We start from the raw sequence: 17864 nt of genomic DNA on the forward strand, positions 1-17864 counted from the left end.
CTCAGTGCTCCCCTTCAACAGTCGTACTCCAACGAGTCGACCGATTCTCTCGCGCGCTCAGAGTCATTTCTTTGACTGACTGCGCATTCAGTGTAATTCCCGTCAGTGATTCTGCACTGGAAAGATAGTCCCCCGTTGAGCCTCGAACTAAAGCCAGGGACAACTCGTTGGCATTCCCGATCGCCTCAATGTTGTATGGCGAAGAAATGGCCGTCACGTCAACAAGAATTGTCGAGCCCGCAGTACGGATGAACGAGCCAGGCCCGATTCGCTGGCCATTGACGCTCACGGCTTCGGCCCCGGCGCTCCACAATGCGTTGACAACCATACGGATATCTTGATCACGGACCTGACCCTTATCGCTTTGCCGCGATGAAGAAGCTCCGGGGGCGTCTGTCAGTGTCACTTTTAGCCCAGGGCCACGTACCTCGGTATCGGCATTCGCAAGATTGGTTGCCTCGTCTTGATGGCCCGCATTCGTGTTTTGATCGTGAGAAAGCTCTTTTACCTGCGCGCGTAGTTTTGAGACTTCTCCGTCGAGAGAGGAAATCTGTTGCGTCTGTTGCTGAGCATGGCTGAGCAAAGATGAGTGCACTTCGCTGAGGGATTGGGCGCGCAATCCCCGGATTGCAATGCCACTGCCAATACCGAGTGCAATGGCAATCAGTATCGTAATGGTTTGCTTGAGGACACCAGCCCTACCATGCACTGGTTCATCGTGGTAAGCGCCGTAGCCCGCGTCAAGAGGATTCTCGAGAATCGCCTTGAGTAAAGACATCGACGCGGCGGGATCCGCCTGTTGCTGAGTCCCTTGAGTCTCTTGCGTGTTGTCTGTACTCATTGCCACTGTTTCTGGCGTGTAAAAGCACGCTCACAATCGTCGAGTTTCTCTGTAACAAGGCGGGCAAGCGCAGCGGCGGCGCTTTCATTATCGGTGAGCCATTGACGAGTCAAAGCGAGGAGGTGCTCGGCCTCGTCAGGACGGTCAGAATCAAGGCTCATGGGGAAACCGGCATTGATGTAGCGCAGTCCTAATCCCATTGACGCGCGCTCCCAGAATGACGAAAGCTCAGCAAAGAAGTGATCGGTGTATTCCTTGCCTTCCCACGAGGATGCATTGAGTCCTTGCAAAGATGCACTCAAATGATGATTCGACAGCTCCAGCGACAAGACTTCCTTCCAGACGGCCTCGCGAATGGAGGCGTTGGGAATCGAAGAGCGCGCACGAACCCACCGAGTCTTGTTCTCCCCCGTCGGCGACTCATCGAGCCACGCATCAAGTTGCTTTTCATCAACGAGGCCACGCGCCGCCAGTGCGCAGCGGACGGCCCACGCGCTCTCCTCCCCCGCGATCAGAGGAAGCAACTCACCCTCTTCGCCTCGCGCAAGGGCAACAAGCGAATCCGAGTAGCTTGTATCTGTTCCAGCACTCCACACATCGACAAAGAGATGAAGAAGCGAGCGCGAACGATCCAAGGAGGTTGCGCGCATGGCTTGCGCAATTGCCTGGAGGATCTTGCTGTCGTATTCTCCTCTGACATGTCCTGGCAAGAAAGTGCGAGATTGAGCGATTGTCGCCAGAAGACGCTCAAAAATCGCGTCTTCCTTCTCCGCAGTCATATGGGTTAATGCAGCGTCAATATAGCGTCGGGGGTCGAGTTCTCCTTCGCGTACAGCAGCAAAGAGATGTGACCAAATGACCGCTCGGGTGATCGTTTGTTCGATACGTGAAACTCGGCTCAAAGCAGTTTGAGTCGAGCGCTCATCCAAGGTTCCAATCGCGTAGGTCAGATCGTCGTCATTAACAACGATCAGGTCGAGCATTTCGGCGCCGCCCGGGACTGAAAACTCTTCGGGAATGCTGAGTGACAGATCCCTACCCTCAATGCGAACGCGATCCTTGCTGACGCATTGAAGGGCGTCGCCCCGAGATGTCCAATAAGAGATGTTCAGGCAGTGAGGACGCGCAAGGCCCTCTTGTACAAGAGTAAGAGAGGTAACCCTTCCGTCTTCATCACTAGTTGTTGTCACAGAAAGCTTCGAAGGCCCCGTGGTCAAAAGCCACGCATCTTTCCAGGATGCAAGATCGTAACCGCTTGCCTCTTCCAACGCGGTTAACAGGTCGTCAAGACTCGTCGCACCGTTCGCGTGGCGCTGGAAGTACAGGCGGACACCTCGATAAAAAGCATCTTCGCCGACCCAAGCAACGAGTTGCTTGAGTACAGAGGCCCCCTTTGCATAGGTAATGCCATCAAAATTATTCGTCGCAGCCGGAATATCGGGGATATCAGCAACGATCGGGTGCGTTGTCGGGTATTGGTCTTGGGCGTAGGCCCACGCTTTACGGCCAATGGCGAAGGACGCCCACTCCCCCGTGTAAACAGTTGCTTCCGCTGCCGTCGTCGTTCCTTGATTTTCGGCAAAGGACTCCTTCAACCACAGGTTGTCCCACCAAGCAGGAGTTACAAGATCGCCAAACCACATGTGGCACATTTCGTGAAGAATCGTATTCGCTCGTTTTTGTCGAAGAGCGAAAGAGGGAGTATCGCGGCTGAGATAGCTCTCCGTAAAAGTCACGCACCCCGGGTTTTCCATAGCCCCGAGGTTATATTCGGGGACAAAAATCTGGTCGTAGCTTCCCCAAGGATAGGTATATCCATAGCGTGCGTGATAGTGATCGAGGCCGGCGCGCGTAACCGCCAGGATATCGTCGCTATCCATCGCCTCAGCAAGCGCCTGCCGACACATCAGACGCAAGTCGAGACAGGCCGAGGCGCCGTCTCCCGCGCTGCCTTCCCAGGTTCCCCCATCAACAATGGCCCACTGACCGGCGACAACGGCCGTGATGTAGCTCGACAGTGGTGGCGTCGTTGAAAAGTCCCAACGCGTGTTGCTCTCTTCCAGATCAGTAGTTGTCGCAACACCATTCGAAGTGACAACCCAAGAAGAGGGGGCGATCACATGAAATGTCCACTGGGGCTTGATGTCAGGCTGGTCAAAACACGGCCATGCCCGATGAGCGTCTTCTGGTTCAAATTGTGTGTAGAGGTAGTAACGACCGTCTTCGGGATCGCGATAGCGATGCAGTCCCTCCCCCGTTGTCGAATATCGACACTGAGCATCAACACAGATAGTGATCTCTTGGTCTGTTGGCAGTTCGTGGAGGTCAATCCGCTCGCCATCATGCGTGTATGGGACTGCGATTCCATTAACACTGACCTGCTGAACAATCCCCGCGCAATCGATGAAAAGATCGGGGGTGGCAGTCACAAGCGTCATATGCGAACACACAGGGAAATGTGACTCGCGTGTCGCTCCGGACAGATCGAGGGACACATCAATGTGTCGTACCTTTATGGAAGCAGAGCGTTGACGGGCATCTTCACGGGTCAGGACATACATGGTGCCATTCTAGGTATTTGCCTGCCGACGTGTCGATGAAAGAGCTTTTCATGAGCCAAGAAGTTAGGCTAAACGGTATGACACAAGCCAATGAAATTCGTCCTAATAACCCCGCCATGCCTCTTACCCAGGCACTCGAAGGCGTTGAAGACGTGGATTGGACCTTGTGCCCCGATCCTGAGCTCCCTGTTAATGGCGTGAGCGTTTCTTCCACCGATATGGAAGAGGGCTGGATTTTTATTGCAATTCCGGGCCTCGTGCAGCACGGAATTCGTTTCCTTCATTCGGCGCTCAGCTCCGGTGCCTGCGCTGTCGTTACCGATCCTGAGGGGGCTTCGCGGGCCCGCGCGGAGTATCCAAGTCTTCCGATCGTCATTGTTCCCGACCCACGCCAGGCAAGTGCCCTCATCGCTGCGAATGTCTATCGCCACCCGGCCTCGTCACTGAAAACTGCTGCGGTCACTGGAACGAATGGCAAAACGACGACTACCTATCTTCTGCGCTCCATTCTTCGAGGCGGCTTTAGGGATCCAGCGCTGTGCGGAACAGTTGAGATCCGGGTGGGAGATCTGCTGATCAATTCCGAGAAGACCACGTCTGAGGCTCCCGAAATCGAAAGAATCCTCGCCCTAGCCCGGCAAAAAGACTGCGGTGCCGCAATTGTCGAGGTTTCCGCTCATGCGCTCAGCCTGAATCGTATCGACAACATCGTCTTCGACGTTGCAGCTTTCACGAATCTTCAGCACGATCATCTGGATTACTACGGCGACATGGAATCCTACTTCGCTGCCAAGAAGAGCCTATTCACTCCTGTGCACTCCAAGCAGGGCGTTGTATGCCTGGACGATGAGTGGGGCCAGCGCCTCGCACGAGAGAGCGAAGTCCCTGTGACGACAGTTGCAGTTTTTTCTGACCACGAGGCCGATTGGAAGGTTCGCAAGGTTACTTTCGATCGCGGCATCCCCGCCGTCACCTTTGACCTTGAAACGCCTCAATCGCATGTGCGTACCATTCGCATGCCGATGCTCGGCGAAGTCAACGTTCAAAACGCCGTCGTGGCTTTGGTCAGCGCAGTCCAGATGGGCACCGATTTTGATGCTGCTGTTCAGGCGCTCGAGAATGCGGAGCAGGTCCCCGGACGCATGACTTCCGTGAACCCGGATCCGGGTAATCAACCGCTCGTCATTGTCGACTTCGCCCACACTCCTGAAGGTCTTGAGTGGACTCTCAAGTCAGTTCGCGAACTCACTCGCGGCAAGCTCGTCTTGGTCTTTGGAACCGATGGTGACCGTGACGCGACGAAGAGAGAACCCCTGGCAGCAATCGCCGCGCAGCTTGCTGATGTCTTGTGGGTGACCGACGAGAACCCACGATCGGAAGATGCTTCCTATATTCGTCGCCAGCTTCTTTCCGGAATTCGCTCGGTCCGCCCCGATCTTGAGAACGTCACTGAAGTTCCGACCTGCCGCCGCGACGCCGTTCGCGAAGCTATTCTTGCTGCCCAAGCCGGAGATATCGTTGTCATATCGGGTAAGGGCGCTGAATGGTACCAAGAGATCCGTGGAATTAAACATGCCTACAATGACGTTCCTGTCGCACAGGAAGTGCTCGCGCAAGACATTCGCGCGCGCCTCTAAGGCATTGCAACCGATAGGATAAGTCTGTGAGTGAAGAGCACATCGACATCCAAGACCCCTACGACGAAACTCAGGGGGAGCTTCGTGCACGCGCGATGCGTGAATCCCTTGATCAATTTGACCTCGATGAAGAAGACCTCGCCCTATTAAACGAGGAATTCGACTACGGTGACGAGGTCGAAGACGAGTTTGGCCTCCCGGTTCTTGCTGTCATTGGTCGGCCAAACGTCGGTAAGTCGACACTGGTCAATCGTATTATTGGAAGGCGCGAGGCCGTCGTCCAAGATACTCCCGGAGTAACTCGCGACCGCGTCTCTTATCCCGCCGAGTGGGCGGGTCGCCGTTTCACACTTGTTGACACCGGCGGCTGGGAAATCGATGTAAAAGGTATCGATCGTTCCGTTGCCCAGCAGGCAGAAGTCGCGGTTGATTGCGCTGACGCAGTCCTCTTCGTTGTCGACGCGACGGTCGGAATGACTGACACAGATGAGCGTATCGTTTCAATGCTTCGACGCAGCGGCAAGCCGGTCGTATTGGCCGCGAACAAGGTCGACTCAGCTATGCAGGAAGCCGAGGCAGCTTATCTGTGGTCCCTTGGCATGGGAGAGCCTTACGCAATCTCTGCCCTACACGGGCGAGGAACCGGTGACCTGCTCGATGCAGTCATGGCTGTTCTTCCTACGGAGTCCGCTGTCGCTTCAGCTCTTCCTGAAGGCGGTCCCCGTCGCGTTGCGCTCATCGGACGCCCGAATGTCGGTAAATCATCATTACTCAATGCCTTGGCTGGCGCTGAACGCGTTGTTGTGAATGAACTGGCAGGAACGACTCGCGACCCCGTTGACGAACTCATTGAGCTCGACGGTGAGAAATGGTGGTTTGTTGACACCGCTGGCATCCGTCGCAAGATGCATCGAACGACCGGCGCTGACTACTATGCATCGATCCGTACCCAGGCAGCTTTGGAGAAGGCAGAGCTTGCGTTGATTCTTTTCGATGCTTCAGAGCCGCTGACGGAGCAAGACATTCGAGTCGTGCAGCAGGCAGTTGATGCTGGCCGTGCGGTCGTTATCGTCAATAACAAGTGGGACTTGGTCGATGAAGAGCGTCAAGCCCAACTGAAGGCCGAGTTAGAACGCGAGCTTGTGCAAGTCGCTTGGGCCCCGCGCATTAACCTTTCAGCAAAGACAACGTGGCACATCAACCGCCTCACGCGCGCCATGGATACGGCTCTCGAGAGCTGGGAAACACGCATTCCAACTGGTCGCTTGAATGCCTTCCTCGGCGAACTGGTTGCAGCGCATCCGCACCCTCTTCGCGGCGGGAAGCAGCCTCGCATCCTCTTCGCGACTCAGGTATCAAACATGCCTCCACGTTTCGTCATCTTTACGACTGGATTCTTAGATCCCGGATATCGCCGATTCATCGAACGTCGTCTGAGAGAAGACTTTGGCTTCGAAGGATCGCCGATTCAGATCTCGGTACGTGTGCGCGAGCGTCGTCGTCGTTAGTCTGACGGAAATGAGTAGTGGTGTGGCCTCCCATCGGGGAGGCCACACCACTAGTATTAACGGCGCTCAAACCATCAGTGCTCAGTCATCAGTTTCTTTCGAAAGCTCGATTTTATACCGGAAGATTGTGCTCAAGTACGTTCCCGTGCGCCGATTGAGAGATGCTGTCGCATCGATGAGGGGCGTCATCGATCCAGCCCTTCGCGAATTCAGATCTTTCAGAATAGGCATCGCATAGTATGCGTTCTTCTTGTTCTCCAGATCCATGAACCACTTGCCACCGAGATGATGACGATAGGTCTCGCCGATGTACACAGTGAGTAGATCGTGCATCCGCGGATCGTTAATGAGGTCTTGAGGCGATGAGTAATGCGCAAGCATCCACTCTTCAAGGGCATCAATAGACTCGACTGAGAAGTCAAGATTCAGACCGTTTTCCTTTGCGAATGTATCGGTCATGTAGTCCAGCTTGTCAGAAATGAAGAAAATCCATTCCTGAAAGTCTTCTTGCGTGTACGCCATCATTGCCTCATCTACGCCGCCGGGGCAGAATTATGAGGCGATTCTACCGCCCTCAAAGTATTGAACTCTACTACCTCCGGACCAGAATTCATCACTGGTGGGATAGCCGTAGCCTCCGCGTTCGTATCCACTGCGACCGTAGGCCTCGAAGATGTGTCCACGTACAAAGTGCGAACCGGTAGTAGGTGACCAGTAGGCGGTTCCCTTGTCAAAGAGTTGAAATACTCCTTTACCGGAGTTTGTCTCAGCACTCCTTGTAACGCCCAATACTTTCGCGCCTCCGAGGTCTCGGTAGGCGTTTGCAATGCCGGTGCCGTAACGCAAGACGTAAGTTCCTGAATCCGAAGACCAGGTAATTACTCCACCTTCGAATTCTTGCGCGCGTCCGGATCCCGCGGAGTATTCATCGCTCAGCGGGTAGCCAAGGAACCCTCGCTCGTATCCGGATGCACCATAGGCACCAAAGATTCCATTACGCACGAAGTGCGTTCCTCCCTCGGCGGTCCAATACGCAGTTCCATACTCGAACACCTGGAAGACGCCTTTCCCGGAAGGCGTTTCAGCCGTAGTTGGCAGGCCAACGACTTGTGCCCCTCCGAGGTCTCGGTAGGCGTTTGCAATCCCGGTGCCGTAGCGCAGAACGTACGTACCGGAGTTCGAGGTGGTGATCACTCCACCTTCGAATTCTTGCGCGCGCCCCGAGGCAACTGCGTATTCATCGCTGGTGGGGTATCCCAAACTTCCGCGTTCATACCCAGCCGGACCGTATTTTTCGAAGATACGGCCTCGCACGAAGTGCGTTCCATGCGCCGCCGTCCAGTAGGCGGTCCCCTTTTCGAAGACTTGGAAAACACCGCTACCAGAACGAGTCTCATTGGACGTCGCAGCACCCAGTACCTTCGCGCCACCTAATTCTCTAAAAGCATTAGCAATGCCAGTGCCATAGCGAAGCGTATGGCTACCGGAATTTTGGGTCCACGTGATTGTTCCGCCTTGGAATTCTTGCGCGCGTCCAGAGCCCGCAGAGTATTCGTTGCTTGTTGGGAACTTTAAGACGCCTCGCTCATAGCGCTGGTTACCGTATTCGACGAAAATCTTCCCGCCAACAAAGTGCGCATCGGTCTGCGCAGTCCAGTACGCGGTCCCGCGATCGAAGAGTTGGTAGACACCAGGAGCACTTGCTTCCTCATTCGATTTGGGATTGCCCATGAGCGACTTGCTGTCATTCCATAGCCCCCAGATCGCGCCCTTCACGGTGTAGGAAGCCGGACGATTATTCGCCGCCGAGGCCGATTGGGAATCCTGCGCACCATTCTGCGCGATCTGACGAATTGTTGGAAGCTTCGAGTATCCGGCATCTCCCGGGCAACTCGTCGGGTAAGTGTCTCGGTGGCCGGAGATACGGGCAAGATTGATGTAGGTGCCGGCCCGATATTTAGGGTTGGATCCCTTAGGTCTAAAGCCTGCAGATTCGGACATATTTGTCACTCCTGCACGCCTGAGCTGCCATCCTGCAAGAGCACCGACAGTATTGAGGGTTGCCTGAGACGGCGCCTCGGATTGATAGGTTCCCATCATCGAGATCCCCATCGTCCCGGAGTTAAAGCCCTGATCGTGGGCACCAGCGACCATCTTGCCGGCCGGTGAGGAGAGCGTCCCTTTTCGTCCCTCGAAGGCGCGTCCCCACTTATCGACGAGGAAGTTATACCCGATATCTCCCCAATCCAAGGTGACCGCATGATAGTGATAGATCCCGCGAACAATCGATGCTGATTGGTCCATTGTGTAGTTGTTCGTCCCCGCGGTGTGGTGAACAACAACATGACTTGCCGTGAAGTACTCCGGATCCCAGTCAAGGTAGGACTCATCTGCTCCCCAACCGCTCCTGTTGGTTACAGCGACCGGCAGCCCATTGGGCTGAACAGTTGCGGGGAAAGCGCGAGCAAGTTTCGTTCCGTTAAGCCCACGAGCCTGACCGGAACCTACGCCGGAGGTGATCACGCCAGAGCGTGCATTATCAGTCTCGACTGCCTCTTGATCGACATCGGTGTCCTGGGCAGAAAATTCTGCCTCTTCCCCTTCGCCACTTTGAGCAGCGGAAGAAGACTCTATCTGAGAGGCAAAGCTCGGCGAGTTCTCTTGAACAGAGTCTTGGTTGAGATCGGTATTCGCGGCCGGGACCGAGTCAAGATCATTCTCGCTCAAAACGGTTTCGCCTTGAGGATTTTCGGGAACCATTGCGACTTCGAGGTCCGAAGGAAGGTCAGATTCCTTTCCAGTGACGCGAACCTGAATCGCGTCGGCACCGGCGGTCACAAAGGGATCAGTTCCTCCGCGCACATTATGTCCGTCAGCGCGGTCTTTACCTGCGCCACCATCGCCATCAGTGAGGTACCACTGGCTCCATTCGCCCCTCTCGCGCACGCGGATGTAAATCTGGGTGCCTGAGGCAAGGCTGTCTTTCCCACTCCATGACAAACCCGTGACCAAAAATGGATCAACGCTCAAGGGCTGCGTCAAAATTGCGGCATCTTGGCTTGGATCGAAGCTGCTTGTCCCCTGGCCTTGCAAAGTTGCGCGAGAAATCCGCGTTAGCGCGTGTCCACTTCCGATGTTGACCGTCTCGAGGCCGGCTTGCGCAAGCTGCGTGGGTTCGCCTTTGGCGCGGGTCAAAATGATCTTTTGGACCGGACGTTCCTGCCCAGACGAGGCCGCGGCCTGACTTGCCGCTTGCGCGCTACTTTGGGGGGCTGCAGTAGCTGCCGCTTGTGGAACTACCAAGCTTGCGAAGGCGATGCCCGCCGCAAGAGAAACTAATCGCATCGAAAAACTCCGTCAGTGATGATGGTTTGTCACTTTCGTAACACTATACACATCTGTCACATGAACAACAGTAATTAGTGGAAGGCCTCACACGATGCGAGCAGCTATTTATGTGGAAATCAAATTCTTGTCATTCGCATCGCTCCTGCAGACCCGAGCAGTAGTAGGCCAACGAGGAGATAGGGCAGAATTCCCCATCCACCGGTATAGGGCAAGTGGCCCACTTCAAGATCAAACACCTGAATAGCGGGGTGTTGTGTGGCGAAACCATCAGAAGACGAGATGACCGTGATTGACATACCCCGCTGCTCAACTGGGTCGAGAAGCTCGATGATCGTTGGCCTCATCGCTGAACTTTCATCCACCTTAAGCCGGAACTTTACCGCACGGGCGAGGAGGTTATGTCCAGCCGGCGCACGTGTTTCAACAAGCCAATAGTCCTTTCCGATCTCGAGAGCGCTCGATTCAAATTCACTCTTCCGTCCGCTCGGATCACTGAGAACACTTACCGGTGTGAGCGTGCCGTTCGCGGTGACAGGATCGGTATCGTAGATTGCGAATTCTGCCCCGGGAAGAGGATAAGAACCGTCGGGATTTGCCTGTCCCTGCGCTTGAGTCCCGACCTTCGTCACGCGAATTGGTCTTAAGCGTGCGGGACCACAGTCAATATTGTTCTTCTCTCCGTCCGCATCATAGCCAGGATCCGTGCTCACCTGATTCCACAGACCTCGTCCGCGAACCCACGTGCCATCGACATGGCGTTCACACTCGAGGTTTTGCTCGGAGTATCCAGATACAGCAGGATTCCGATGGACATTGAAGCGGATATAGAAGGTGGTTGTTTGGCCAGGGGCGAGCTCCAGGCCCTCAGTCAGGAGATAACTTCCCTGATCGAGGGTTGCCGCTGGCGCGGTACTAAGCTCGTCGAGCTTTGCAGCGATGTGCGCCGAGGTGATCTCAAGTCCTGAGGCAAATCCGGGAGCATCACGAAGCGGTCCGGTTGAGCCAGATAGAGTGCCTTCATTTTTCGCTTGAATCGCGAAGGTAACCGTGAAGTCATCCCCCGCTGACATTCCACCGTTATCCACCAGTGTTTTTTGAACGGAGATCTTAGGCTGAGTGTATTCGTTCACGAAAGTACACGTTATAGGTACAGCTTCGGGCGAACGTGCTGCTTGGACTTGGCCGAAATCAATACCACCGCTGTCAGGATCTATTGTCGCTTGAACTTCTTCCCTAAGCCCATTTAGACATTTGACGCTCGTGTTTTCCCAGCGTCCTTGAGTTGCGCCTTCTCCTACTTTCCACGGCCCTTTAAAACCAGGTTGTCCGAAATTTGGTGCTGGCCGTCCAGGTAGGGTTGGACCGCCTTCTGCAATGACAAACTGACTATTACCCACAGTGAAGGCGTAATACTCACTCGAATAAACTGTCCCTGTCGCGCCAAAGGCGGTTGGGGTCAACGGTTGATCAGAAAAAGTTCCCCAATCGATAAAAGAACTGACGTTTGGCACGATATCTGTGCGTGGAGTTGCGTTAGCCTTTCCAGTCCAATCGCCATAGCCGACAGTCGTAAATGAAAATGCAGGAATATTCGAGCTGTGTAAAGAAGGATCGCTTGTCACAGTCTTTGCGATCCTCACGTAGCGCTCTTGGCTAAAAGACCCGTAGAGACATCCAAAAGAGCTCTGGTTCTCCTTTGTCTTGAATACGTTGACTCTTTGAGCTCCCTCTGGGACCTGAGCGGGACAATTCCCATCTGCGGAAGGGACAAATCCGAAGAGGACCAAGCGATAGCTCATCCCGTCAATCTGGACGCTCGTAGACGATGTGGTCTTCGTAATGGTCAAGATGTCATCAGAATCTGGGGTCTGATCGGGAACACCCGCAGATTCGGGGTAATTCGCTGGGTAGTTGGTGTAGATATCTCGGTCGCCATTTCCTTCACCCACGTAGCGATAGCAGTTGATACCGCCGCCGCGTGAATAGGCGTGGTAACGAGCATTCCAAGGACAGGAATAACCCCGCCGCTGCACGCTGTCGAAAACGTAGGGGCCTCCCCTTCTGCTGACGGCGGTGGTCTGAGTGTCATTGTCCGTTTCAAACTGATCAAATGGGAAGGACTCTTTTAAATCTCCAATTTGAATGTCGAAGCTCGAGTGAACCCAATGCACGTAGGACATGATCGGGAAGTTGTTGTGGCGAACGGTACCAATCAAGAAGGGAGTGTTTGCTTTCACAGTGCCCGGGTCATTGGGTTTATAACCCAGGGCAGAGGTATCTGAAACCGAGATCACCCCGCGGTCACGTTGATCATAGTAGGGAATACCGCGCGAGAAATACGACCAATAATCGTTTTGTGCGACCTCAGGTGTCAGCCAACGCGGTTCGACTCCTCGACGATGACGTGCCGAATACTCATTTGGGTCTGCAGAGTTAAAGGGTTCTTTCCCTCGAATAATTCCGGAGTAGGCGGTGTCATAGACTTCCGTCTTTCGGTCAGTACCAGAATCATTAATGACGCTGACGCCGATTCGACCTTTAATGTCTGAGAAGCTCAATGTTCCTGTACCAGGAATTTCTTTATTCCCATCGGCCTGCGCCGCAGGAGCAAGCTGGAAGAAGCAGCTTAATGCCAGGACGAGGACTGAGTTTATGACGAGGAATCGGAGACGAGGTCTCCGGCTACTGAAAGCTCCGTGTTGCATTCCCATTGATACGCCTTAATAACAGTGAGAACCCTTTCAGGAAACTATATCCTTAAACGATTGAAAAATACAGGATTTTGAGCAACTGTTTAGCTAACATTCAGATAGTGACGCTTATCTGAAAAACTGTATATATTTTCATGCAAAAACTATAAGAACACGTTGCTGCAGCAATATTTCTCGCGCTCGCACGTAAAGCGCATGCGAAGCAAACACCAACAAATAAAAAATCAGGACCGATGACTCGGTCCTGATCACTGTCGGGCTGGCGGGATTTGAACCCACGACCCCTTGACCCCCAGTCAAGTGCGCTACCAAACTGCGCCACAGCCCGTTTTAATCACCTGTATTTCGGCGACTCGGATAGTCTAGCCCAACTCGCCTCAAAAACTCCAATCGAGTACAGCGACCCCCGTCACATTCGCGAGTGAGCCACGCCAGAATCTGCTGGGACTAAGGCAAGAACAGCTTCCAAAACTCCCTCGATATCAAGCTCTGAGGTATCGACTAATTCGATTCCGGGACCGGGAGTGAGAAACTCACTGACCGTTGAATCAGATGCGTCGCGGTCCACAATCTGCGCGCGTACCTTGGCCAAGCTTTCAGCGCTGTCATCACCAAAAAGTTCACGCGCGCGCCGTTTCATCCGGGCAAGAGGCGACGCCACAAGCAGAACTCGTAGATCAGCCTCGGGATAGACCACCGTCGTAATATCCCGCCCCTCAGCAACCATGCCCGAGCCGTCGGCGCTAGCCTCGGCCATACGCTTACGTTGCTGCTCGGCCATCCACGCGCGCACAAGAAGATTAACCGCAATCTTGGGTACGGCCTCGGCAATTCGAGGGGTACGGATCAGCGAGGTCACTTCCCTCTCACCCACGTAGAAGTGAGGATTCACAGGGTTTGAATCAGCGCTCAAATGCAGACTTGGCAAGAGTCCAGCAACCGCCTCGTGATCATCAAGATCAACTCCAGCCTCCAGGGCCACCAGCGTGAGGGAACGATACATTGCGCCCGTATCCAAATAGCCAATCCCGAGGCGCTCGGCAAGAAGCTTGGCGATCGTCGACTTCCCTGAACCTGCAGGACCGTCAATCGCGATCGTTAAGCCGTGGCGACGAGGTGTACTTTCCATCATTAGTCTCCGCTTCCTGTATTCCAGCCTCGTTCTTCAAGCTGTTTCACCGTTGAAGCAAGGATTGATGGGTCAAGACTGATCCTTGCGACACCCATCTGAGCTCCAGCGGAGTGCTCCAAAGAAAGGTCTTCGATATTGACGCCAATCTCGCCGAGTTCTGTGAACAATCGACCAAGTGAACCAGCGGTATCAGGGACAAAAACGTCAAGCACCGCATAACGGGTTGGAGCGCCACCGTGCTTGCCGGGAATTCGCGCAACTCCCCTGTTCCCCAGGTCCATGACCCGATGAACTGCGCCGACGCTCCCCCCTTCGAGGGGACCCCGCTGGGCCGCCGCATCGAGATGTTCAATGAGGTCATCAAGATCCCCGCGAATTTCACGAAGAACCTCAACGACAGGCCCGGCATTTCCGGCCAAAATTGCCGTCCAGAGTCGAGGATCAGAAGCCGCAATGCGCGTCGTATCACGAAGTCCCTGGCCAGACAGCGAAAGCGCAGACAGCGGCGCATCAACCAAACGGGCGGCGAGCATCGAGGAAACAAGCTGGGGAACGTGTGAGATTAAGGCGACCGACTGGTCATGAGTACGAGCATCCATCTCGATCGGGAAAGCTCCAAGATCAACGGCAAGCGAGCGGATCTCCATGACAGCGTCGGGAGTTGAGTAACGATTAGGAACAATCACCCACGGACGCCCGTAGAACAGGTCAGCATCAGCCGCCCCAGCCCCGCTTCTTTCCCGCCCCGCCATCGGATGGGAACCCACATACCGACTGGGAATATCCGCACCGCGCCGCTTGGCCTCGTCAAAAACTCCGTCGCAGACAGCGGACTTCACAGAGGCAACATCGGTAACCACTGCCTGCGGATAGCGAAGCAAGGCATCAACAACGCAGACATCGGCGACATCAGGGGGCGTCGATACAATGACGAGGCGCGGAGAACACGGATCGTCTAGGGCGATCAAAGTACCCGCACCTAGGTCTTGCGCAAGTCTTCCAGCAGTTGGTGAAGCATCCCGAAGGTATACCTCAACTCCCCCACTGCGAAGCGCCAAGGCTATCGACGTACCCAACAGCCCCGTTCCAATAATGAGAACAGGCCCCTGTGTCGCTAAAGTGCGCTCCGACACTGTGCTTCTCACAAACCGACTACATCGTAGAGAGCCGCCAGCTGCGGACCCTTCACTCGGCGCATCGTCCCCGGTTGGAGGTGATCCAGACGGATCGGCCCGAACTTCGTACGAACCAGTTCGCGAACCGGGTAACCGACCTCGTCCATCAAACGACGAACCAGGCGATTACGACCTTCGTGAACAACGATCTCAACCGTTGTAATGTCACCGTAGGTTTCCATCGTACGGAAGGAATCCACGGCGATAGGACCATCTTCGAGCTCGATGCCTTCCATCAAACGACGACGAACACCAGCTTTCACTTCTCCATGAACCCTGGCCACGTAGGTCTTAGGGATTTCGTAGGAAGGATGAGTCAAGCGGTTTGCGAGCTCGCCGTCATTGGTAAGAAGCAGCAGTCCGGAAGTATCGATATCCAAACGTCCGACATGGTAAAGACGCTCTGGATAGTCGACCAGCAGATCGGCAAGAGTTGGCCGCCCTTCGGGATCCGACATCGTCGAAACCATTCCAACAGGCTTGTTAACAGCCATCACAATCGGTCGATTTTCTTCAAGAATAATGCGCTTACCGTCGACGTGAATCGCCTGGGTTGCGGGATCAACACGCATACCTTGACCGCGCACAACCTTACCGTCAACTTGCACGCGCCCCTGGGCGATCATTTCCTCAGCGGCACGCCGAGAGGCAACCCCCGCACGTGAGAGGACCTTTTGCAGGCGAATTCCGTCTTCGCTATAGGATTCGTTTCTCACAGTGTCTCCTCAAGTTCATCCAGCTCATCCGATGCTGGAAGGTAGGGTGCTAATGGGGCCAACTCGTCAAGGGAATTCATCCCCATCCGTTCAAGAAAAACAGCGGTCGTCGCATACAAGCGAGCTCCCGAAGAAGATTGGCCAACTTCTTCGACAAGTTCGCGTGCCAGTAAAGTCCGAACGACTGCGTCAACGTTGACGCCACGAATCTGCGAAATACGCGCTCGTGAAATCGGTTGACGATATGCGATGACTGCAAGTGTCTCTAGTGCTGCCTGAGACAGTTTAGATTGTCCCGCGCCAACAATAAACTGCGACACCAGCGACTCCCAGCGCGCAGAAGAATAGATACGCCACCCACCGCCGAAACGTCGGAGCTCGAAACCATGGTCACGGCCACCGTGCGCGCCCGAGTATTCAGCAGCAAGCATGTGGAGAACACTCTCCATATCCTCGGGGGAAAGATGAAGAACCCTCCCCAATTCTTCGGAGGTAACCGGTTGATCGACGACCATCAAAATTGCTTCCACGGGAGCAAAAAGCAGCTGCGCTTCTTGTGGGCTAATCGCCTCACTCATGCGTCTTCCTCCCATTCGTCGACCTGAGGGTCGATTCCATTCCACACGATCTGAAGCGGAGCCAAAGCTTGTTCCTGTTCAAACTCGATTGCGCGGCGCCGATACAACTCTAAGATAGCCAAGAATCGAGAGACAACCACAGCGGTATCGCGGGCGTCTTCAATCAACTGAGCAAAAGTCGCTCTCCCATGAGCAGATAGGAACGCCACCACATTGCGAGCCTCGCGGGCAACCGGCACCTGAGCCTCGTGAAGATGAGTGACTTCCACGCTGGGAGGCTGAGCGCTCAGTACCTCAGCGAAGCACCGCGCAAGATCCTCCGGCGTTGTTTCAAAGCGCAACTCCGGCAAGAGACGCGCAAAACGAGCTTCGAGCGAGACACTTCGAGCAACGAGCCCCATGTGGGTGTCCAATCGCTCGGCAAGCGTAGCAGCTGCGAGTTTGAACGCGCGATACTGCAAGAGCTTGGAGAAGAGAAGATCACGCGCCTCTAAATCCTCTGCGCTTATCGATGAGTCCTCGTCGTAGTCGGGCAGCAAACGCGCGGCCTTCATATCAAGAAGAGTTGCCGCGACGACAAGGAATTCAGTCGTCCGCGACAAATCAGGAAACGCCTGCATGTGGGCAATAAACTCATCCGTTACTTCAGCCAAAGCTACTTGCGTAATATCAAGCTTCTTGCGTGAAATGAGCTGAAGAAGAAGGTCGAAAGGGCCTTCAAAGACCCCAAGCGACACCTGAAACTCGTCAAGTGCCGCTTGAGTCAGCGTGCTGTCAGGCGACGTCTCCACGGGCGATGATCTCTCTGGCAAGACGTCGGTATGCTCGCGCACCCGGGTGGTTTGGTGCGTAGGTCGTGATCGGAACCGTTGCAACAGAAGCGTCGGGGAACTTCACGGTACGCGCGATACGCGTGGTGAAGACCAAGTCTCCGAAGGCCTCGTCCAGTCGTTCAAGAACTTCGCGCGAGTGCAGGGTGCGCGTATCGACCATTGTCGCGAGGATACCATCGATCTTCAGGCGAGGATTAATCCGGTCACGGACAGTTTCGATAGTCTCCACAAGAAGTGCCACACCGCGCAGCGCGAAGAATTCTGCTTCCATCGGGACAATAACACCGTGCGCAGCCGTCAGCGCATTGACCGTGAGCAAGCCCAATGAAGGCTGGCAATCGACCAAAATCACGTCGTAATCATCGACAACCGCACGCAAAACGCGCGAGAGCGCGGATTCTCGAGCCACCTCATTGACGAGTTGAACCTCAGCAGCCGATAGGTCGATGTTCGCCGGGACAATATCCAAACCCGGAACCGAGGTATGACACAGTGCCTGATGAATATCTTCCTTCGGATTCATCAGGAGGTTGTAGATGGTGTGCTCCATATCCAGAGTATTAATACCCAGTCCAACTGAGGCAGCACCCTGAGGATCAAAATCGACAATCAGAACACGACGTCCGTACTCGGCAAGTGATGCCGCAAGATTAATGGTCGTCGTCGTCTTTCCGACCCCACCCTTTTGATTACACATCGCGATAATGCGCGCGGGTCCATGTCCCGTCAAAGGAGCCGGGATCGGGAAATCCTGTTCTTCGTCGGCAGGTAGGTCCCCGGTAAGCGTTGGCTGAGATGGATTCGTCACGCCTACCATCCTAGTG

At 54.7% G+C, this 17864-nt stretch carries 13 protein-coding genes and 1 tRNA gene; 2 read left to right on the forward strand and 12 right to left on the reverse strand.

Annotated features, from left to right (window positions below; all coding sequences use genetic code 11):
- Position 1: 1 nt before the first annotated feature.
- On the reverse strand, positions 2 to 841 hold the full coding sequence (locus BQ8011_RS06385) for a DUF881 domain-containing protein (RefSeq protein ID WP_072455761.1): 840 nt from the start codon (positions 839 to 841) through the stop codon (positions 2 to 4).
- The gene (gene pepN, locus BQ8011_RS06390) at positions 838 to 3402 is read right to left on the reverse strand and encodes an aminopeptidase N (protein ID WP_072455762.1); all 2565 of its coding nucleotides are present in this window, start codon (positions 3400 to 3402) and stop codon (positions 838 to 840) included. Before pepN ends, BQ8011_RS06385 begins: the two co-directional genes overlap by 4 nt.
- Before the next feature lie 77 nt (positions 3403 to 3479).
- On the opposite strand from pepN, the gene BQ8011_RS06395 reads away from it, so the two are divergent.
- Together BQ8011_RS06395 and der are read left to right on the forward strand one after the other, a co-directional pair.
- Entirely contained in the window at positions 3480 to 5039 is a 1560-nt protein-coding gene (locus tag BQ8011_RS06395) for a UDP-N-acetylmuramoyl-L-alanyl-D-glutamate--2,6-diaminopimelate ligase (protein WP_072455763.1), read from the forward strand.
- Positions 5040 to 5065: 26 nt separating this feature from the next.
- Complete coding sequence (gene der, locus BQ8011_RS06400) at positions 5066 to 6547, forward strand: ribosome biogenesis GTPase Der (RefSeq protein ID WP_034503336.1); 1482 nt, start codon at positions 5066 to 5068, stop codon at positions 6545 to 6547.
- An 81-nt stretch (positions 6548 to 6628) separates the two neighbouring features.
- Here the strand turns inward: der and BQ8011_RS06405 are convergent, their stop codons facing one another.
- From BQ8011_RS06405 to BQ8011_RS06450, 10 genes are all read right to left on the reverse strand, one after another.
- Positions 6629 to 7069 carry a hypothetical protein gene (locus BQ8011_RS06405; protein WP_072455764.1) on the reverse strand — a complete coding sequence of 147 codons (441 nt, stop codon included), beginning with the start codon at positions 7067 to 7069 and terminating at the stop codon, positions 6629 to 6631.
- A 30-nt stretch (positions 7070 to 7099) separates the two neighbouring features.
- The gene (locus BQ8011_RS06410) at positions 7100 to 9892 is read right to left on the reverse strand and encodes an N-acetylmuramoyl-L-alanine amidase (RefSeq protein WP_072455766.1); all 2793 of its coding nucleotides are present in this window, start codon (positions 9890 to 9892) and stop codon (positions 7100 to 7102) included.
- Between the two features lie 119 nt (positions 9893 to 10011).
- Positions 10012 to 12453, reverse strand: a complete 2442-nt coding sequence (locus BQ8011_RS06415; RefSeq protein WP_231945287.1) for a prealbumin-like fold domain-containing protein — start codon at positions 12451 to 12453, stop codon at positions 10012 to 10014.
- A 407-nt stretch (positions 12454 to 12860) separates the two neighbouring features.
- Positions 12861 to 12934 (reverse strand) — tRNA-Pro (locus BQ8011_RS06420).
- 81 nt (positions 12935 to 13015) lie between these two features.
- A complete protein-coding gene (gene cmk, locus BQ8011_RS06425; RefSeq protein ID WP_072455768.1) occupies positions 13016 to 13738 on the reverse strand; it encodes a (d)CMP kinase in 723 nt (240 codons plus the stop codon).
- Positions 13738 to 14871 (reverse strand): prephenate dehydrogenase, encoded by a 1134-nt coding sequence (locus BQ8011_RS06430; protein ID WP_072455770.1) that lies wholly within the window; start codon positions 14869 to 14871, stop codon positions 13738 to 13740. Before BQ8011_RS06430 ends, cmk begins: the two co-directional genes overlap by 1 nt.
- An 8-nt stretch (positions 14872 to 14879) precedes the next feature.
- Positions 14880 to 15629, reverse strand: coding sequence for a pseudouridine synthase (locus tag BQ8011_RS06435; RefSeq protein WP_072455772.1), 750 nt, complete (start codon positions 15627 to 15629; stop codon positions 14880 to 14882).
- Positions 15626 to 16207 carry an SMC-Scp complex subunit ScpB gene (scpB, locus tag BQ8011_RS06440; protein WP_072455774.1) on the reverse strand — a complete coding sequence of 194 codons (582 nt, stop codon included), beginning with the start codon at positions 16205 to 16207 and terminating at the stop codon, positions 15626 to 15628. The genes BQ8011_RS06435 and scpB overlap by 4 nt, the downstream gene beginning before the upstream one ends.
- Positions 16204 to 16998 carry a segregation and condensation protein A gene (locus tag BQ8011_RS06445; protein ID WP_072455776.1) on the reverse strand — a complete coding sequence of 265 codons (795 nt, stop codon included), beginning with the start codon at positions 16996 to 16998 and terminating at the stop codon, positions 16204 to 16206. Before BQ8011_RS06445 ends, scpB begins: the two co-directional genes overlap by 4 nt.
- Positions 16982 to 17857: a ParA family protein gene (locus tag BQ8011_RS06450; RefSeq protein WP_456047819.1), complete on the reverse strand. Its 876-nt coding sequence runs from the start codon at positions 17855 to 17857 to the stop codon at positions 16982 to 16984. Before BQ8011_RS06450 ends, BQ8011_RS06445 begins: the two co-directional genes overlap by 17 nt.
- Positions 17858 to 17864 lie beyond the last annotated feature (7 nt).

The organism is Actinomyces marseillensis, assembly GCF_900155605.1.
Taxonomy (GTDB): domain Bacteria; phylum Actinomycetota; class Actinomycetes; order Actinomycetales; family Actinomycetaceae; genus Pauljensenia; species Pauljensenia marseillensis.